Source organism: Vibrio artabrorum (assembly GCF_024347295.1).
Classification (GTDB): Bacteria; Pseudomonadota; Gammaproteobacteria; order Enterobacterales; family Vibrionaceae; genus Vibrio; species Vibrio artabrorum.
Genome location: NZ_AP025458.1, coordinates 2,070,231 through 2,088,936 on the forward strand (window position 1 = coordinate 2,070,231; position 18,706 = coordinate 2,088,936).

Here is an 18,706-nt window from a genome sequence, read left to right on the forward strand (position 1 = left end):
TTTCCCTCCCATATGCATTGGTGATTAAACACCCGACGCTGCACACAGAATGTATTGAATGACAAACCTTCTGTAGCTGTTTACAAAGCCATAGGCATTGCCTGTGGCTTTGTCGTATCTGGAACTAAAAAACTGGTTCAACAGGCTTACACACAAATTAATCTATTGATAGTTTCTTATGCTCTAAAAACGTTTAGGGGCGAAGGTGAGTTTGCTGTGAACTTTTTTGGAAACCTCTGGACACTATCTGCAATCGAAACAAACAGGGCATCCACACATGGTAAAAAAATGACATCCAACCACTAGTATTGCCTGTCTTTGTGTTTCCCAAAAGCTTGAATTAGTAGGTAGGCGTAATAACCGTAAATTTAACCTCATTTACGGTTGAATCTGAATTTCCCAGAAAACTGGCATGAATTGCGGTAAGATTAACCGAAAATTTAATAAAATTTACGGTTGAATTAGGTGATTGGTTGTTAACGCTGGTATTTTTTCTTCAGCTTTTTTAGCTCTTCTGGATTGTTTTTCTCTAGCTCTTTCTCATATTCATCCATATGTTTCGAGAGCCAAATGTGAACTTTTTGCGCATAGAGAGCAAAAACACCAATGGCTAAACTCAATGCGAATACAACACTTAAAAACAACATCCTAGTCCTCCCATGGTTTACATAGCGCTAATTATTACTAGCAAACAATCCTATCAGTACATCTATTTTAGCTGTCTTCCATGAACCACTGCTCGTTTATAGCATTTACAAAAATACGATGCTTGGACTAGTTTTAGTGAAGCAAAGCCAGCTTGCTATTAATTGAAAAGATTATGCAACTAGCAAACGTCGAAACATTTCCGTGTTAAAGTTATCAGGCTACGTCATATGTCACCTATTGTGTAAATGTAGTTAGATTCGGAGGTACTTTAATGTTCAGTGCAGCTTATGAAATGCTCGGAGGTGAGAAGCGTAAAGCTCAGAGCGTAATTGATAGTCTAAAAATTATTCGTCAAGGGCTTCCTGTTGAAACGCTGGATAGAGGAATGTTAACTCTTGGTTTGACTAAGACAGATTACGCGAAAATTATTGGCGTTAATCTGCGTACTCTCCAGCGAAAAATTAAAGAGCCGAACGCAACGCTAAGCCCAACGGCCAGTGAACATGCTCTTATGCTTGCAGATATGGTCAAAGAAGCAGATGAGTATTTTGGTGATCGTGATGCGACATTACGCTGGTTAAATAAACCCAGTTTGGTGTTTGAAAACGAAACACCACTTTCATTCTGTGACACAATAACCGGTATCATTCTGGTAACAGAAGAGATCAATAAGTTGAAGTACGGATATACGGCTTAACTGGAAACCTACCAATGATCTTGTCACAAAGCCACTTTTCTGACATAGCAGGGAAAGTTGGTCTGTTTGGTTCTGCGATATAGGCTCTTAGACACACTATGATTGGGTACAAGCGTGTTAGTTCCAGCCCATATAGCGTATCTCTGCCTTACAAAGTAGGCTTCATCCGGAAAGAGATGGCCAATGGATCAACATATCAACCTGATCTTTTGAGATAAAAACATCTCAAGAAAAATCACCATACTTGATACGATTTAATGCATCTAAAACGCGTTTTAAATCGCCTTTAAGCACAACTTCTAGCGGAGTTAGACCAGATAGCGCTGGAATTGCGGAAGTTAACCATTCTGCTCTCAAACCAGAGTCCTCAAACACATCCTCCATTTGCTCTTTTAAAGTAGGGTGTTGTGAAAGAATGTACTCTATAGACTTCGACTGGGTATCATCCTCAAGTTCAACTTTGCGTAAAGTCCATGAGCCATCGTTATTGTCGAGCCATTCGATTTGATCTCCTTCTTCCCATTGCAATTCTTCTTGCAGTATTTCTGGAATGTTGAAGAAAGCTTCACCATCACAGGTCTTCTCAATTTTAACTTTCATTGCTGCTTAGAACCTTATTCTATTCACATGGTGATTTTATGACACGCTTACTCTAGTTTAGCAAAAACAGATTGCCACTTATTGGAACGAACATACAACTAGCAAACTAAACATAAGTTACTTAAATTACACTTTTAAATAATTTCTTATACAGACACTTCAAAAGTGAGTTATAGTGAACCTATATTTTGAGGCGACCCCAATAGTAACAAAAGTACATTAAAAGGCACTTATGAAAAAAGGTAAGATGGTAAAGGCACAACCTATGCCTGATTTGAATACCGAGTTCAGTATGGAAACGCTGGGAGCCGCCATTCGCTCAAAGCGCACCGATAGAGGCTGGCGTATTGATGATCTCGCTTCAAAAGCCAACTTATCTCGTAGAACAGTCATGAAAGTAGAAAAAGGCGAGACCAGTGTCACCTTTGCCAATGTGCTCGTCCTCATGGACATCTTAGGGCTATCGTTACGCCTTATCGATTTAAACCTATTTGTTCGTCCACATAGCCAAATACCCTCCCAAGCTGAAAACAGCGTGAGAGGCAATGAGGACGGTTGGTATGAGTAAGTTACAACAGTTAGACGTGTTTATCGGTACGAATACCAAAATTGGTCGTTTGATTCTTCCTGTCGGAACAGAAACAGAGTTCTCATTCATCTATGAAGATGAATGGAAACACACTGGTTTCCCGATTTCGCCCCACATCCCTTTCGATGATCGGGCTTCGCCACGTAGTATTGAGAACTACCTCAGAAACCTCCTTCCTGAAGGAGAAGCCTTTGAGGAGATGATACAAAACACCACTATCTCCAAAAGCAACACTTTCGGGCTGATTCGTAAGCTTGGTGCGGAAACATCTGGCGCATTATCTTTTCGAGCTCCAGAATCAGAACCTCAAGAAACTAGTTTTAGATCTGTACCTGATGATGAACTAATAGAACGACTAGAGCGAAATCTAGCACCATTAGTTTATTGGGACGGTAAGGTTCGCCTTTCGGTTGCTGGTGTGCAAAACAAATTAAACTTACTTAAGCGCGGTGATGAATGGGGGTTTGGCGAAGGAAAATTAAGTTCGAACTACATTCTGAAATTTGAAAGCGGTAGAGCACCGTGTATTGCTGTTAATGAGTTCTTTTGCATGACATTAGCCAAGCTAGCAGGTTTGGACGTCGCTCATGTTGAGTTAACTCGCATTGGGAATACTAGGACGCTGATCATAGAGCGGTTCGATCGTGCCTATATCGCTACTCGTGATATCGTTCAACGAAGACATGTGATTGATGGCTGTCAGGCAACTGACTTACCTCCAGGTTACAAATACGAGCGTCAGAATGGGGATGAAGGCGATGGCGTATATATGCGTGATGGCGTTTCTTTCCCACGCATACTGTGTGTCAAAACCATAGACACGGTCATCACTAACCTAAAGCTCACCCAATGGATGCTCTTTAATCTAGTAACGCTAAACTACGATGCTCATGGTAAAAATATTAGCTTCTTCGTCACCCCTAAAGGGCTGGAACTAACCCCTTTTTATGATTTAGTAAACATAGAAGCCATCGCTCAAGAGGGAACAAAACGTAACTCACGAAGCGGTAAATTGTCTGCTGATGAGGGGCGTGCCGCCAGTATCCCTCAATATTTTGCAATGTCGATTGGAGATTGGGAAAGTGAGGACTTTCAAAATCCGCCGAAAGGTAACTTCAAACGCCCTATCACCAGCTATGATTTAGCTGAATTCGGCGCTCTACTCGGTTATTCTGGCACCAAAATGGCTTCCATAATGGTAGAAACCGTTGGTGCTATAAAAAATGCCCTGAAGGAAGCGATTGACCTTACCAAAGCTCAAGGAATCGATGATGGGGAACGTGAACACATAGAGCTATGTGTCTCACTCATCCAAACAGAGTGCGAATACTTGCTAGCGCAAGCCGATAGTGTCCCAGAAATGAGTGAGCTTCTTTAGTGGCTAATGCAGAAGCGAGCATTAGCAAGCGAGCATTAGCAATTTATAAACCACTTTTGGACATAAGCTTGTTAGTAGTTTTACTAAATTAGCATTTAACGGATTATCTTGGGTATTACAAAACCTCTAGTCAAGTGGCTAAATTTACTCATCAACTACAATTGGGATTAGGGAGAAACCTTGTTTGTTGGATTAGCCAGTCCTCCTTTTGGATCATATCAATCAAAAAGAAGCCGGACTCATGAGTTCGGCTTTTTTAACATCTGGGCTCTATGAGTTATCAAAGAAATGATTCGAGAAGATAATAAATATTATGAATAATTCTATTACTTGTTGATTTTACGCACGTTGTTAGACGATAAACCAATTTTTTACACCTGAATGCAACTGAACTCTATTACACTAGACTCTTATTTGGCGTGTTAAGGTTAATGATGATGAATGCGGTAGAATCAATAGTAGAGTGGTCCAAGGATAAGCCCGTATGGTGGAATCTAGCACTAAAGGTTGCTCTTGAAGAAGGAGAGCTAAACCAAAACCATATCGATTTTATTTTCAATTTTGCGAAGAGTGTTGAGGGCTTGGAACCGAAACACCCAAACCATGAGCAGTTGTTATCACCGATTGATATATCGGGCTACATGGCCGAAGAAAATTCGGTTCGACTGATTAGCTTGTCTCAAGTTGAAGGTGTTGCTGCGTTAGCGGAAGATCAAAAATTAGATTTTAGAAAAGATGGATTAACTATCGTATATGGAGACAACGGGGCCGGTAAGTCGAGCTATACGTCAATTTTAAAACATGCGTGTTTGACTCGGGGAGCATTGAAACCTATTGCGGGTAATGTTTTCACTTCTGCACCTAAACCTCCTCAAGCTTTACTCACACTCGAGATTGATGACACACCGACAGAATTAACATGGAGTAATGGGGCATCAAACAATAATGCTGCCAAGTCTATTCGTGTATTCGATTCATCTTCAGCACACCACTATTTATCTAATGAAGATGCTTTAGGTTATAAACCAGTAGGTTTGAACTTAATCACAGAGCTTACAAAGGTTGTGGAAAGCATAAAAAATAGAATAAGTGAAGATGTCATGGGTGGTAACGGTTTTGTTGCTATTCCATCGTTAAATTCACAAAGTAAAGCTGCATTGTTTCTTAATCAAATTTCAGAGTTAACAAATGAAGCTGATATTGAATTGCACTGCGCAACTAAGGAAGAAATTGAATCTATAAAACCATTGCAGGACGAGCTGGTTAGTGACATGGCCAAATCGCCAGAACAAATCAGAAAGAGTTTAATTAAGCAGCGTAGTTATATTGCCCCTTTACTTGAGTCCTACAAAAGACCTATCGAAGTACTCGGTTCTAGTAATTTCGATGTATTAAAAGGTTTAGAACTCGACTATCAAGAAAAGAAACGAGTATCTGACGCGTTGAGACAAAAGACACTAAGTGATCTACCGTTTGATAATATTGGTGATACACAATGGACTGTCCTTTGGAGAGCAGCAAAAGACTTCTTGGTAAAAGAAAATAAAGGCCAACAATTCCCTCCAACAAAAGGTGATTCCTGTCCGTTTTGCTTACAAGACATCCAAGAGACATCGGCCGACAAATTACAAGAACTCGAAGCTTTTCTTAATGATAAGGCTGCAAGAAATACAGCTGAAGCACTGAAAGCACTAACTCTGGCTAAGGTTGCCGTTAAGTCTTTGAGTTTGAATATTGCCCAATTTGAAGGTGTATTGAACGACCTTGACATAATAAAACCTGGGTTAAAAGTTGGGCTTGAGGAATTAAACCAGAATTTAGTAAACAGGCAGACTGTTTTATCAGGTTCCGTGCTACCCGAGTCGTTAGACGGAGTTAGCTTGTCTCATTTCCAAGCATTGCGGGAAATAGATAAAGATCTGTTCACGCAAATCGGAGAACTTGAACAGCAAAGCAGTAACAACGAATTTGTGGCTAAGAAACAAGCAAGACTGACCGAATTAACAGATCGAGCCTACATTGCCAAACACAAAGCAAACATCATAACTAACGTAAGACGGTCAAAAAGAGTAGCTAAGTTAAATGAGATCTCAAGTCAGTGCGCTACGAGAAGTATATCAACGTTGTCAGCTAGGATTTATTCACAAAGTGTTATAGAGCCACTAAAAGAGTCTTTTGTGAAAGAGCTTAAATCCTTTGGTTTTAATAGATTTGACATCAAAGTTAAAACTAGAAATAAAGCCGGACAACAGCAATTTAAATTAGAGCTAGCCAACTCAAACGAATCTGTTGTTGGTAAAGTTGCTAGTGAAGGTGAACAAAGGTGTATTGCAATTGCGAGCTTTTTATCAGAAATGAAAGCTGACTCTAGAAGATCTGCTGTTCTATTTGATGATCCAGTGAACTCGCTTAGCCATCAATGGAGTGCAAAAGTCGCAAAAAGATTAGTAGAGGAATCACTAGAACGCCAAGTCATTGTGTTTACTCACGACATAGTATTCTACAAGCTACTACTAGAAGCTTCAGATAGCCTAAAGCAAGATAAGGTCAATTGCATCAGCCTAGAAAGATCTAGAAGTAACTCCGGCCTTGTAAGAACCAATCCTCCGTGGGATGCGCTTCCTACATCGAAGCGAATTGGAGTTTTAACTACTAAGCTCCAAAAACTTCGAAAGATTGATGAGACAGGAACAGAGACTGAATTTAGAGAAGCTGCTGCGGTTTTCTATAGTTTTCTGCGTGAAGCATGGGAGCGATTGGTTGAAGAGAAACTATTAAATAAAGTCGTTAATAGGTTCGAAAGAGGTGTGCATCTGCAAAGATTAAATCGAGTAGACGATATTACTAATGTTGATTTAGAGCGTATTCACCTTGCGTATGATAAATGCTGTATCGACTTTGTTGGTCACGACACAGCCGCAGGTATACGTCCTTGTCCAACGATCGATGAAGTAGTAGCCGATTTTGATGAAATTAAAGATTACCTCAAACATCTACAAACAGATCGAAAAAGAACTTAAGACTAGTTAACACTGAAGGAAAGGTGGAATTTACCCCCGTGATACATCACGGGGATTAACCGCATGATAAGAATGGATAACTTTTAGTATGGCAAAAGCTTATTAACAGGATGCGAATGAGTAAAAGGTCTAAGCAACTTCGGGGCAGAAACGAGTTACGTTCCCTTGCCCCATTACACTTGCGTATTACTTTATTGGCGTCACAACCGAATGTTCATCCAACAACTCTTGTTGGAGCTCAAACACCCTAAATCGGAGCCTGGTGTTCTCAGCCTCTAACTGCTTTCGGGCCTCAATGGCATTATTTCGTTGCACCCTGTATTTACTTTTAAGCTCATTGGCTTTCTTTAGCTGATGTTTTAGCCCATCAAGCTCAGACAAAGGAACGCATAGCTCAATATCTAAACCTGTTGTCATCGCCTTATCGCGGTTGAGGTTGTATTCATCAATAACAGGTTTGGCGTAAGTCACGAAATCCTTGAACTTATGGACATAGCTATTGCCAAGCTGGGCTTCATTATTGATTCGGTTTAACGTGAGTTTTCCGGTTGCCTTAACATGGAGCGGCTTACCATCTAGTAGTCGCTGAAATGCATTGACCAATAACCCTTCTGCCTTGCAGGTTGCCTTATACTCTACTTTCATGACCACACCGCCTTAATATCATCATTGAAGTTATCAAAAGGGATGCTGTGTTTGACTAGAGTTGGTTCAATAGACTGAATCTTCTTTTTCCTGGCATCCAGAATCAACTCATTGGCATAATCACCCATGTCATTGATTACCCTGAATGAAGCGATGAGGTTGTCCCGCTCCCTTGAAAGCCTTTTGGCCGCTTTATCAGTGATAATCTTATGCGTACAAGGAGCTTCAACGATATCCATCAGTGAGCAGAGGCGCTCACAATTGCGGTTGGTGCAGTACCCCCCCGTAGGCAGTAATACAATGGATTTGTCACCAGACCTTACCAAAGCTAACAATTCACTTCGTGACATAACGATTTGTTCACCCTGTGCTAACCGCTCTGCTTTATTTTTGGCTATGCGCTCGCCTTCTTCACCGCTTAAGGTTTCCGATACGTTGTAAATCTCATCCCATGCATCGACCGCTGAACTTTCAACGGCTTTCTCAAATTCATTCATTAATTCAGTATCCATCAACAGCTGATTGGTACGCGCCAGTTCGGAATAGTTTGCATACCAGTTCGACATATTGATATTGCGGTGTTTAAGCTGATATTTGACTGTAAGAGCATTACCCAGACGGTTCTTTACCATAAAGACTACAAAACTTCGCCGTAAATCGTGGGGACTAAGCTTTGGTAGACCACATCCGACCTTCAAACTACCAGCTCGTTCTGGATTTAAAAGGTCGAATTCCTCAACATCTTCTTCGGTCGCTGTGATATTTAAATCTTTCATATTCAATGAATTATCAGCACCATCAACCTTGTATTGTAGCGACATTTTATTTATCAGTGCTTCACTGTCATAAGGGATATCAGAAGAAATAAAGGCACTCTGAAGATCTTGTAGCATTGCATTATATTGGTCTTCGGTTAACAAACTATTTTGATAACCATCATCTAGTATCTTTAACGAATATTTTCTAGCGGCTTGCGTGGCGTCAAAAGCTAACTCCAGTGCCTGTTTTGCGATAGGAGCTGTATTCCACGTTGTATACACTCTTTCACCCTTATTTCCTTTAGTAGAAAATCCTGAGATCTTAGGCACAGCAGCAAGTGTGTCGTCATAGCTCTCTTTGCTCATGGAAAGCAATTCTTTCTTTCGTGCAGCAGAGAATAACCCCACACACAAAAAACACATCCTGAGCAATTTGCCCAACCAATTTCCTCTCCTATGAAATGAGAAATTGGGAATAGCTTTTCGTTCAGGCCACTTGCTTGTTATACGAGACATATTTCCTGTAAATGTCTTCATTTCACTGTCGCTTAGAGCACTCACACCTAGAGCTTTAAGCTCAGCGTTAAACATTTCATCCTGATAACTATAAAGTTTTTCCATAGCCTTTGAAATTTGGTGGCGATATGGATGATAAGTTTCCACAAATTCAATAACTACCTTTAAAATGCTGATGTGGATAGCTTCAGGAAATGCGATTGCTTGCCCATTACCAGCGTTAGGGTTAACCCACTTAGTATACTCTCGCCTATGGACATATCGCGTTACAAGACCCGCTTTATTCAACGAATTAATGACACTTGCAAGTTTACGACACGAAACCTTACTGCCAACCCATTCCAATTTTTTGGTGCATTTTTTCCATTCACGTTCACTCGAAAGCAAGCTGAATTCACTCTTTCCCCAGAGTTTTGCGAGTTTTGTAAAATGATTCCTACTACTTTTCAACGAACCAACAGCCACATGTGAATTAGAGCTCGAATTCTTCTTTTGCCATTGCATCAGCGCATAAAGGTAAGACTGAATATCGTGGCGATATTTCACATCAATATGCCCAAAACAAAGTATTTTTGTGTTCTGCTTTAGGGCGCGAAAATCCCACTCTACATCAAAGACACGTGACTTGCCTTTCCCTTCAGAGTCAAACGTCACATACGGATTTTCAGCAAGTTCTTGGCGAAGTTGTATAAGTGCTTCAGACATAGGTTATCCTTTAAAAAATTGGTTCGCACTGGCTCTGTCTTGGTAAAGAGGGTGATACTCTCCATCATCCACTTTTTGTTTTGCTTCAGCGTAGTTTTTAGGTGCTTTCTGCTTCAGTCTGAGAAGAACTTTTTTCAACATGCCTTCAACCACGAAATACTCTTCCTTAGGTGTGGAATTACTAGCCACCATATTTTTTAGGTCTTCAATTTGACCTAAAAATGACAGCATTAACCAGATATCATTTTCTGAGGCAACTAACTTATGACTGTTACAATCAAAACAAGCCAGAAAATCCGTACAACGCCCTGTATCTTTAGAGAAATCAATGCCTAACTGCTTCATGCGCCTCGCCTCAGCAACAAGCTTTTCTGGTGTTGCCCCTGCGCATTTGACACCACTGGGCGTTGTCATAAATGGCTGTTCTTTACTTTCACGGTTACGCAATTTCTTATAGTCATAATCTGATAAAATATCGCTATGGAGCACCTTTGCACCCTTGATTGCTTCACCAATTTCCACGCCCTTGGCAACAGCGCTTAACGCGCCAAACGTGGCATTTAGGTTACTATCATGATTAGCCTGAACGCCACTAGAGTAACGCTTGGCGACAACATTTATGGTATTGTTCAGCCCCTGTGACACAAGGAAGATATCTTCTGTGACTCGCATCAGTACATCAGATTTTGTTGCCCTGAATCGACTTGTAGTAACCTTTATCCCAGTAATCTTCTCAAGCTGTGTATTGAGATAGCCAATATTTGTACCCTTATCATTGAAAGTCCATACCTCACCGTTGGCGTTAAAGAAAGGGCAAAGAGGAAGCTCATTTGAAAGCGGTATATTTAGTGATTGGTACATCAATTGAGATGTTTTAATCCATCTGGTAATCAGCTCTTTGGTTCGCTGACTAAAACCACAGCTATTATCCAAGGACCTATAACCTGCCCTACACTTTTCACCGTCAAAAACAAACCTTCCGCTTCCAATACCCTTAAATGCGATATCCTTACGTCGCACATTAGCGAGCACTGATGTATTCATACCTGTCAGCATTGAGAACAAAAAAAACCAATTGCGTGATGCTTGATTATAAAAAACCTGCCGATACAGTCTCTCAAGTGGAAGCAAGCTATCCTTTATTGTTCCAGGGACAGGTTGCATACACAACTTAAAGCCTCGTTTCTTGCCTGCACTTACGCTTGGTGTCCAGCCTTGAAGCTTTGCTCGTTCAGAAAACAGCTCATCGTCATAGAACGGGTGAATATCTAGCAACTCACTTTTCTCAATCGCTTTCTGAAAGGCCAGTGCGCCTCTAACTAACACCTTTGACAATGGTTTCAGCTCTGTTTCAATATTGAACGCTTTGGACGCTGCAATAGGTTTCGCTGCAACTTCTGGCAGCGTCTTAAGGTCAGACTCCCGATTCCACAGCCTTAATAACACTGATAAGGACTTTTGAATCTGCTCTCCTACCGTTACCCGTTCACCTTTTTCGCGTAATTTATTGAAGTGCTTAATACAGTCAATCATGGCTGTAATACTAAAAAGATCACCGCGATAACCAACACCGTCAAGGTATCGAAAGTAGCTAACAAGCCCACTAAAATATGTTTTCTTTGATCTGTTTTCAGGTAAGGATTTGAGCCTTTGGTGAATGTCTCTGACGATATCATCCCGATTTGCTAACTCCACATTCCCTAACTTTATTTGTTCCACTGTTGGGACATTAAGATAGCGTAAGCGATGAGTGTAATCTTTATATCCGTTGCCGCTGAGTAAAACCATATCCTCAAAGCGTAATGGAATGATCGGTGCGATGGTCTTCTCTATCGTAATTCTGGTGCGCTTTCGCCCTTGATTCATAATGCCCCCTCTAAATCATCAAACGCGCCAATATAGTCCAGTACGTCTTCGTAAATTTCATCGGCAGAAGGCATATCCTGTGCAATTTTCAGGTACTCTAGCGTCGTCGCTTTATCTTCATGGCCTAGCAGCGCTGACACCCTATCCAATGCATCATCGGGTGTAATTGAGGGGTTACCATATTCATCCTTTTTATTTAAAAGATGGCGAAAGATATTCACGGCAAACGTTGAGCGTAAATTATGTATGGAACCGACAATAGGGTGGTCAAGATCTTGAGTTAGATTTGCAGTATTACGTATTTCAATCCAGCGACCTGTAAAGTCCTGTAGTCGTGTAAACATGGGTTTTCCAGACTGGGTAATAAATAGGTACTCAAGCTCTGGGTTAATCGCATCGTCTCCCTCAAAAAGGTGCGTGTTACCAGCTTCAGCCTGCTCCCTACACCATGCTTTGAATTTATCAAGGCGCTTTTGATACCTGTCGGACTGCGAGTAATCATAAAGCATCTTCATCAATGGGGCGGGGATAATGGTTTCACGGCTTTTATTCTTCTCAGCAAAGCCCTCAGCAGTCTTTGTGAGTGATTGGTATTTATCACCGACACCCAAGTCCATCACAGGCTTTTTAAATACCTCTTTGCCGTCCTGAATCATGGTTTCGGGGTTAACAATCTGTCCCAAGTGAAGACTTGCAGCTTCTTCTCTACGCAATCCAGTATTACGACAAATCAATGGGTGTAGACAAAACTCAATCGGCAGAGAGTGCAGTTTATTATTGTCACCATGACGAACCACCCTGCGAGACTTCATTAATATGTTTTGTAGGATGTTCCATTCATTATTGGTAAACGGTTTTAAGTCACGGCGTAGATTACTGAGGTTTGTGCCGCCACTGCAAGCTGGTTTAGAAAACTTAATCCGCATATCTGTCGTGTGAACCTGCTTACGTTGATAAGCCTTCATACTGGATGCAGACGCCTCGAAATGAATGTTAACTGTCTCAAATTGGAAGGGAGGGTTATTGAAGCGGATACCTTGGCGAAGGCAGTGCTTATAGAAACCAACGACACTGCTCATGTATTGCCTAGCCGTAGTTTTAGCTAATACACCATGAATAGCGAGCTGCTTTATGCCATCCCGATACTGGTAAGTTAACCGTTCTTGCTTGTTGCGAGGAAAGCTACTCCATTCTGGTCGAGGGTCATCATAGAGAGGGTCAAAGTCCTCTTCATCATATTTAGCATCCCACTCTGCCTGCTTATCCAATACAAAACTGAAGTAATGAGCAAGCCCCTGCACATCGGTGCCAAGCTCAAGCACACCATTATCGATTGCTTTCGACAATAAGAACTCATTGACCATATCTAATGGTTGGTAGCTGATTAGGTTGTTTTTGTCGTCATACCCAACAATATTGAGTAAGGGGAGTTTCTTGATGGAGATCTTATTGCCATTGGCACGGTATGTAACCTGAGGTTCACCATTCTCATCAATGGAAACCAATGGTTTCTTGTAAACGAAGTTAGGGATAGTCGAAATTTCTATCTCTTTTCGTATGACCTTTTTCTGATTTATATCGTTATCTAACATACTAAACCTCATGCTGTACATATAATCAGCATATACAGCATTCTCAACTTTGAAAGTTAATTATGAGGTTATAGTCTATCAGGTAAGTTTTGGATGTGGTCTTCCCAATCCACCACATCAATCTCATACACCACTTTATTGCGAACACTTTCACCAGCAGCGTGCATCTCTGATTTAGAACCCGTAATCAATGGGTGCCACTCAGGGATCGGCTTCGATTCTGATAGAAGACGGTACGCACAAGTGTCTGGCAGCCAGTGAAACTCATCGATCTTGTCACGAGTCAGCTTCAAACACTCTTCACCTGAAGTGAAGCGATTTAGGTAATCTTTACACGAACATGTTTTGTCGTTTAACCAGCTACACGCCACATTGGTGTAGTAAACTTCATCGCTATCTTCATCCATTAGTTTATGTAGGCAGCACTTACCACAACCGTCACACAGTGATTCCCACTCATTCTCGGTCATCTGTTCTAGTGTTTTTTCTTGCCAAAATGGATTCGTCATAGGATTACTTCTTACTCTTTTACTGGGGTGCGTGTTATACCGCTAGCCCATAAAAAGTTCAAGGATAATAATTGTTCATTCTTTGATTCAATCAACAGCTGTCACTCTCATCATTTTTTGCTACTATCGCGCCCCTGTTATTTAGTGAGTTTAATTTGATGGAATGTCGCCTAGGTTGTGGAGCCTGTTGTATCGCTCCAAGTATTACGTCTGCTATCCCGGGAATGCCTAATGGCAAGCCTGCTGGTAATCTATTGAACAAAGGTAAACAATAACTTATGGAATGTAGACTTGGTTGTGGTGCTTGCTGTATTGCACCTACTATTAGTTCTTTAGGTAAACCTGCTAACATACGTTGTAAGTACCTTGACGACGGTAACTTGTGTACCATTTTTGGCAAGCCTGAACGCCCTCAAGTATGTAGTGATTTCAAGGCAGAGTTCGACTTCTGTGGAAAGACAAATGAGGAGGCGATGGCTAATCTTATTTATCTTGAGAAAGTGACATGACAACAGTCCTCTACTACACCAGATTCAGCTCATCTAAACAACGTGATGGTTCATCAATAGAACGTCAATTGAAGCTCTGTGACACATACAGGCTGACCCACAACCTACCATCACCCAACCACACCTACACCGACAAAGGTACATCTGCTTACCATTCCAAACAACTGGAAGGTGAATTAGGTCAACTACAACATGACCTTGAAAACAACGTGTACCAAAAGCCCATAACAATCCTATGCGAAGCTATTGACCGCATCAGCAGAGCCTCCATTCGTGATAGTCAAACAATCATAAACAACATCACCGAACACGCTGACCTTGTAACTGTATCTGACGGTAAAGTTTACACGCACTCTGACGATTCACTGGAAACCTCATTAATTCAATTGGTGAAATCAGCCACGAGCCGTGAAGAATCAGACAAGAAAAGTAAACGAGCAAAAGAATACTGGGCGACCTGTAAAGAGAATGGAATAGCTCAAAACTCTGTTTGCCCTAAATACCTCAAGCTCAATGCAGATAAAAAAGGTTACACAGTAAAAGGCGACATTGCTGATGAAATTAGAGGTATCTACAAACTCCTAAAAGCAGGTCAAGGTATCAAGAAAGCCCACCAATCATTCCCTTCATGGTCTCCCAGCTCAATCGCTCGCCTACGTAAAGATGAACGCATCGTAGAGCATGGCATCATAAGTAATACCGACTTCTGGAAAGTTCAAAGCACACTAAAGACTACAAGTAAATCAGGGGCTAAGAACTCAAAGAACTTGTTCCGTTCGTTATTTGAATGTGGTGCATGTGGCTCTAATCTTGTTTATGTTGCGCCTAGACCGTCTCGACCAACATGGTCAGGGCATTTGATGTGTAAGAACCGCCAATCCAAAGGAAGGGCTGCATGTCCAAACTCTAAGAACATCAATTACAACAAGTTTGAACCTATCTTCTTAGACTTTCTTGAGTCTGTTAGTAGTGAGCTATTTAGGTCTAACCTTGCAGAGGTTGAAGCAAAAAAGAGTCAGCTTGAAGCTCTTGTGATGCAGTACGAGCAACTAGAAAAGAAAGTGGATAATCTCTACGACATTCTAAGTGAAACTCCAACCAAGCGCGGTAAAGCCAAAATAGACCAGCTTGAGACACAACTGAATGAACTAGAAGCAACCAAAGAGACGCTTGAATCAGAAGTCCAAGGCTACACTGACATTCAGCTTGAACAACCCTCTACAGACCTAGAACGTGAAGAGTTCAACACGCAGCTCCTACATGCTTTCAAATCAATTACAGTCAAATACCCAACTGAAAACAACCAGTGGTTTACATTTGACGATAAGTTTGAGATTAGTAGTGATTTCACAAGGTGGGAATTGATTCATACTGATACAAATGAACAACCCATTGTTTTAGAGTTTTAGTAAAGACACTAAAAAGGGCTATCCAGAAAAACTGAACAGCCCTCTCACCTACCCTCAATTTTTGCTTCAAGCAAGACCACCTCTCTCGATGATAATGAAAGTCTCTATTTACAGAATACTGTTAATCGCACTTCGGCTTTCTAGGTTAGTCTGTGGTATTCTCTTACCAATAAAATACTGATTAAAATGAGTTATTCATAACTCGCAGACTCCTACCAAACAATTGTCAGTGAAGATAAATGGATAGATTAAGCATAACCACACACCTCATTGCAGTCCTCACTGCTTTCTCCGCATTCACCATGCCTATAGCCCTTGAGGTTCTTAACCGTGTAAAAAGCCGCTACGGCTCCGCCCATTACATGGACTCTATAGAGCAAATAATGGGCTTCAAGATTCAATTACTCTTTCGTGAATTAATCGTTACTTTAGTCGCTCTCATAGCGTTCACTTTATTTGTTAGCACTGTTGACGATAAGACCTTTTCAGACCGCTACGTCCTGTTGTCAGAACTTGCATTTGCTCTGATTACGTCCGCTTTACTAATCAAAGAGTTTCTGTTTATAAAAACCGTTTTCCTTGCTACACGCTCAGATGACTTGGTAACAGAGCACCTAATTTCTAAGCTATCAACAACTAGTAGCAATAACACAAACCATTCAAGAGAAGTAGAACTGCTAATACAAATAGCGTGCTTTAACATTGAAAACACTGCAATCACCTCCGAAAAATCTACAGAAAAGCAACTATTTGATTTAATAGAGAGCTCATGCATAAACAACGAAAGCAGTATTGACACTAGTACACTCAAGAAACTAGTCGACGGCTTAGCTGCCACATTAACGTCAGCAAGAAACACTAACAGTCGGGATAAATACGTATCGCTCCAAAGAGATTATGGAAGGCTTCTAATCTTATTCTTTGATAAAAAAATGCTGAACTACGATGTATTCGAACGGTTTAGTCAGGAGTTCTATGAAGAGAGCATCAAGGAAATCAACTCTGGTCAATACTGGCTTTTAAAGGCAGATTTCTTGATTAGCGTAAACGCATGGGACATCCAAAGCCCCAACACAATCACCTTTATTGATAGACACATCCGAAACCTCATTGATTTCCTAGTCGACAAAAAGCCTGAGCTACTACCAGAGTTAATAGAGAATTATCGTAGTTTCATTGCTTATGAAAGTCATTTTAATGATGACCTTTACAGACTCTCAGATTTATTTGGTGATTATAATAACAATTATTTTGAAGAAATGAGCAGCTTCACAGCCAACAACGAAGAACTGCTAAAAACAAAACCTCAAGAGTACATCGATAACTTTATCCTTCTATTGGACAAATACACACAAGACTCCTTATTACCATCGGTATTGCCCAATCGTCGCGAAGAAATCAAGCAAATCGCAAGTGAATACGAACAAGAAATGATTACTGAGATAATCAGAGAGCTTGCAACAATAGCAGCTAAAAATACGGCTCAACACGCGATTAGAGCTCTAGCACAAAAGAGTCAATGGGGTTGTATCTTAGACTGCCATGAAAGGTTCAGCCCAGCCAGTTCTAAAGTCATTCGATTGGGTGTAAGCCTATTACCATCATCCACAAGTTGCATAATACAACAACTAGGAAAATCTCATGGCTACAGTTCATTGCACTCTGAAGAACTGGGTTCTGCCTACAATAGAGCGTTCCCACTCTTAGTCATGTACGCCCTTTACAACTGGAGAATTAATAATCTGGAGAAAAACTTAAGGCATGGAGTTACCAGCATTTCAGGAACATTCAACATCGGTGAAAAAACAATTAAAAATGCAAAAAAGATACTGAGTGAACTCACACGTTCAATGTATTACGCTAAATCTAGAAGCTATGCAGAATCACTTTGCTATCACTTTGACATCAAACATGAAGAAGCTGAGTTCCACAATGCCACCCTTTTAATTATTAGGGCGATAAAAAAGCATCTCAACAATCAACTACAAGAGATGAAACGAACACAGCCATTAAGCGAAACAATCAAACAAAGATACATAGATAGCATTCGATTGAGAAGCAAAGACTTACAGTCTAGATTACCACTACTTAGCTCTGCATCTTTTACAAGAGAGAGACAAGAACCGCGAACTTACCCAGCGATGACCTACAGTAGGGAAACGTTCCTAGATAACACGGATGTAACCACATCATTTAGCAGTAAAAAGATAATTGAGCACATTCACAGCAACCTTGCATTCAAAAAGATTGAGGATAGTGGTCTACAGCTCATAAACTTAGAAATCAGTGACTTAGAGGATAATCACACTGTAATTATGACTAATAAAGATTGGCAAAAATGGACAGAGTCAAAAGATAGAGAAAAGTTGAATAGTATAAATCGTTACTTGGTTCGCTCTACAGCACCATTAAATAGTTATTACCTTTATGATTCAGAAAATGTATCGCCAATGATAACTCTTTTTGCTCCAAATCATGAAGCAGATGCAATACCTATAGTTGAACACATTAATAATGCATTTGAGTTTCGCTTCAATGATAACGGTAGTCAGGTCTCAGTCGAAATTGATGCCCACATTTACTACTGATTAACTCTGGAGTTAGACGACTAGCTCCCTTGCATTGCTTTTTTAATGCGTTGCACTGAACTAACTCCGCAACCCAATTTTTTAGCAATCTTACGAAGACTTAGAGGGTTATCAGCACACAGTTCATCAATAACCTGCTGGTGGAGCTGAACATTCTTCTTTCGACCTTGAAACTTTTCCTTCCACTCATCATCAGATAACTTATCTCGACCAGCTTGAGCACTGGCAAGGCGAGCCTGACGTTCATTCTCCGCAATACCAGCAAGTAACGTCAACTGCACATCAACGAGCATGTCTTCAGTAGCCTTGCCTGTGTATTGAAGTACCAGCTCTTGGTTTACCGTCTTCAATACAACACCACGCTTAAGAAGCATCTGAGACATTTCCCTAGCATCGTGATAGTTACGACCAAGACGGTCAAACCACCACATAATGAGCTCATCACCCTTGCGTAGACCAGTGACATCACCAAGCAACTTACTCAACTCAGGACGCTCAGAACCATTTATAGTGCCACTGACACCATACTCCTCAACAATTTTCACATCAGTACCAAACTTATTGTGAATGGCTTTCACTTGAGACTCCAAGCTCTGGTCAACTGTACTTACTCGAACATACGCAATCTTCATAACACCCAAACTGTATTCATTAGCTTACGCGTTCATAATAATCGT

15 protein-coding genes and 1 pseudogene are annotated in these 18,706 nt (G+C 40.8%); 8 read left to right on the top strand and 8 right to left on the bottom strand.

The annotated features are described in order from the left end of the window. Positions 1 to 476: 476 nt before the first annotated feature. A complete protein-coding gene (locus OCU36_RS09215) occupies positions 477 to 647 on the bottom strand; it encodes a hypothetical protein (RefSeq protein WP_019281385.1) in 171 nt (56 codons plus the stop codon). 272 nt (positions 648 to 919) lie between these two features. Between OCU36_RS09215 and parS the strand changes: the two genes are divergently transcribed. Next, positions 920 to 1,345, top strand: a complete 426-nt coding sequence (gene parS, locus OCU36_RS09220; RefSeq protein ID WP_125319434.1) for a type II RES/Xre toxin-antitoxin system antitoxin — start codon at positions 920 to 922, stop codon at positions 1,343 to 1,345. A 225-nt stretch (positions 1,346 to 1,570) separates the two neighbouring features. Here parS and OCU36_RS09225 read toward each other — a convergent pair whose 3' ends face one another. After that, positions 1,571 to 1,945, bottom strand: a complete 375-nt coding sequence (locus tag OCU36_RS09225) for an MbcA/ParS/Xre antitoxin family protein (protein WP_038885217.1) — start codon at positions 1,943 to 1,945, stop codon at positions 1,571 to 1,573. A 232-nt stretch (positions 1,946 to 2,177) separates the two neighbouring features. Here OCU36_RS09225 and OCU36_RS09230 point away from each other — a divergent pair, with 232 nt between their 5' ends. From OCU36_RS09230 to OCU36_RS09240, 3 genes are all read left to right on the top strand, one after another. After that, on the top strand, positions 2,178 to 2,513 hold the full coding sequence (locus OCU36_RS09230; RefSeq protein WP_039554378.1) for a helix-turn-helix domain-containing protein: 336 nt from the start codon (positions 2,178 to 2,180) through the stop codon (positions 2,511 to 2,513). After that, the gene (locus tag OCU36_RS09235) at positions 2,506 to 3,912 is read left to right on the top strand and encodes a HipA domain-containing protein (RefSeq protein WP_261837733.1); all 1,407 of its coding nucleotides are present in this window, start codon (positions 2,506 to 2,508) and stop codon (positions 3,910 to 3,912) included. The genes OCU36_RS09230 and OCU36_RS09235 overlap by 8 nt, the downstream gene beginning before the upstream one ends. A 431-nt stretch (positions 3,913 to 4,343) precedes the next feature. After that, entirely contained in the window at positions 4,344 to 6,932 is a 2,589-nt protein-coding gene (locus OCU36_RS09240) for an AAA family ATPase (protein ID WP_261837734.1), read from the top strand. Between the two features lie 186 nt (positions 6,933 to 7,118). Here OCU36_RS09240 and OCU36_RS09245 read toward each other — a convergent pair whose 3' ends face one another. From OCU36_RS09245 to OCU36_RS09265, 5 genes are all read right to left on the bottom strand, one after another. After that, the gene (locus OCU36_RS09245; RefSeq protein ID WP_261837735.1) at positions 7,119 to 7,577 is read right to left on the bottom strand and encodes a hypothetical protein; all 459 of its coding nucleotides are present in this window, start codon (positions 7,575 to 7,577) and stop codon (positions 7,119 to 7,121) included. Next, a complete protein-coding gene (locus OCU36_RS09250) occupies positions 7,574 to 9,556 on the bottom strand; it encodes a site-specific integrase (protein WP_261837736.1) in 1,983 nt (660 codons plus the stop codon). The genes OCU36_RS09245 and OCU36_RS09250 overlap by 4 nt, the downstream gene beginning before the upstream one ends. Before the next feature lie 3 nt (positions 9,557 to 9,559). Next, positions 9,560 to 11,422, bottom strand: coding sequence for a hypothetical protein (locus OCU36_RS09255; protein ID WP_261837737.1), 1,863 nt, complete (start codon positions 11,420 to 11,422; stop codon positions 9,560 to 9,562). Beyond that, positions 11,419 to 13,014: a site-specific integrase gene (locus tag OCU36_RS09260; RefSeq protein WP_261837738.1), complete on the bottom strand. Its 1,596-nt coding sequence runs from the start codon at positions 13,012 to 13,014 to the stop codon at positions 11,419 to 11,421. Before OCU36_RS09260 ends, OCU36_RS09255 begins: the two co-directional genes overlap by 4 nt. Before the next feature lie 68 nt (positions 13,015 to 13,082). Then, positions 13,083 to 13,523, bottom strand: a complete 441-nt coding sequence (locus tag OCU36_RS09265) for a YcgN family cysteine cluster protein (RefSeq protein WP_261837739.1) — start codon at positions 13,521 to 13,523, stop codon at positions 13,083 to 13,085. Positions 13,524 to 13,681: 158 nt separating this feature from the next. Between OCU36_RS09265 and OCU36_RS09270 the strand changes: the two are divergent. From OCU36_RS09270 to OCU36_RS09285, 4 genes and pseudogenes are all read left to right on the top strand, one after another. After that, positions 13,682 to 13,771 (top strand): annotated as a pseudogene (locus OCU36_RS09270) (YkgJ family cysteine cluster protein); the annotation flags it as partial. A 30-nt stretch (positions 13,772 to 13,801) separates the two neighbouring features. Continuing rightward, positions 13,802 to 14,032, top strand: a complete 231-nt coding sequence (locus OCU36_RS09275; RefSeq protein WP_136998900.1) for a YkgJ family cysteine cluster protein — start codon at positions 13,802 to 13,804, stop codon at positions 14,030 to 14,032. Continuing rightward, positions 14,029 to 15,441: a recombinase family protein gene (locus OCU36_RS09280; protein ID WP_136998899.1), complete on the top strand. Its 1,413-nt coding sequence runs from the start codon at positions 14,029 to 14,031 to the stop codon at positions 15,439 to 15,441. Before OCU36_RS09275 ends, OCU36_RS09280 begins: the two co-directional genes overlap by 4 nt. 239 nt (positions 15,442 to 15,680) lie before the next feature. After that, positions 15,681 to 18,029, top strand: a complete 2,349-nt coding sequence (locus OCU36_RS09285) for a hypothetical protein (RefSeq protein WP_261837740.1) — start codon at positions 15,681 to 15,683, stop codon at positions 18,027 to 18,029. Positions 18,030 to 18,049: 20 nt separating this feature from the next. Here OCU36_RS09285 and OCU36_RS09290 read toward each other — a convergent pair whose 3' ends face one another. Continuing rightward, the gene (locus tag OCU36_RS09290) at positions 18,050 to 18,607 is read right to left on the bottom strand and encodes a recombinase family protein (protein WP_261837741.1); all 558 of its coding nucleotides are present in this window, start codon (positions 18,605 to 18,607) and stop codon (positions 18,050 to 18,052) included. Between the last annotated feature and the right edge of the window lie 99 nt (positions 18,608 to 18,706).

Excerpts from the sequence above, each read along its gene's own strand:
- OCU36_RS09215 (WP_019281385.1), bottom strand. The coding sequence starts at position 647 with ATGTTGTTTTTAAGTGTTGTATTCGCATTGAGTTTAGCCATTGGTGTT.
- parS (WP_125319434.1), top strand. The coding sequence starts at position 920 with ATGTTCAGTGCAGCTTATGAAATGCTCGGAGGTGAGAAGCGTAAAGCT.
- OCU36_RS09225 (WP_038885217.1), bottom strand. The coding sequence starts at position 1,945 with ATGAAAGTTAAAATTGAGAAGACCTGTGATGGTGAAGCTTTCTTCAAC.
- OCU36_RS09230 (WP_039554378.1), top strand. The coding sequence starts at position 2,178 with ATGAAAAAAGGTAAGATGGTAAAGGCACAACCTATGCCTGATTTGAAT.
- OCU36_RS09235 (WP_261837733.1), top strand. The coding sequence starts at position 2,506 with ATGAGTAAGTTACAACAGTTAGACGTGTTTATCGGTACGAATACCAAA.
- OCU36_RS09240 (WP_261837734.1), top strand. The coding sequence starts at position 4,344 with ATGATGATGAATGCGGTAGAATCAATAGTAGAGTGGTCCAAGGATAAG.
- OCU36_RS09245 (WP_261837735.1), bottom strand. The coding sequence starts at position 7,577 with ATGAAAGTAGAGTATAAGGCAACCTGCAAGGCAGAAGGGTTATTGGTC.
- OCU36_RS09250 (WP_261837736.1), bottom strand. The coding sequence starts at position 9,556 with ATGTCTGAAGCACTTATACAACTTCGCCAAGAACTTGCTGAAAATCCG.
- OCU36_RS09255 (WP_261837737.1), bottom strand. The coding sequence starts at position 11,422 with ATGAATCAAGGGCGAAAGCGCACCAGAATTACGATAGAGAAGACCATC.
- OCU36_RS09260 (WP_261837738.1), bottom strand. The coding sequence starts at position 13,014 with ATGTTAGATAACGATATAAATCAGAAAAAGGTCATACGAAAAGAGATA.
- OCU36_RS09265 (WP_261837739.1), bottom strand. The coding sequence starts at position 13,523 with ATGACGAATCCATTTTGGCAAGAAAAAACACTAGAACAGATGACCGAG.
- OCU36_RS09275 (WP_136998900.1), top strand. The coding sequence starts at position 13,802 with ATGGAATGTAGACTTGGTTGTGGTGCTTGCTGTATTGCACCTACTATT.
- OCU36_RS09280 (WP_136998899.1), top strand. The coding sequence starts at position 14,029 with ATGACAACAGTCCTCTACTACACCAGATTCAGCTCATCTAAACAACGT.
- OCU36_RS09285 (WP_261837740.1), top strand. The coding sequence starts at position 15,681 with ATGGATAGATTAAGCATAACCACACACCTCATTGCAGTCCTCACTGCT.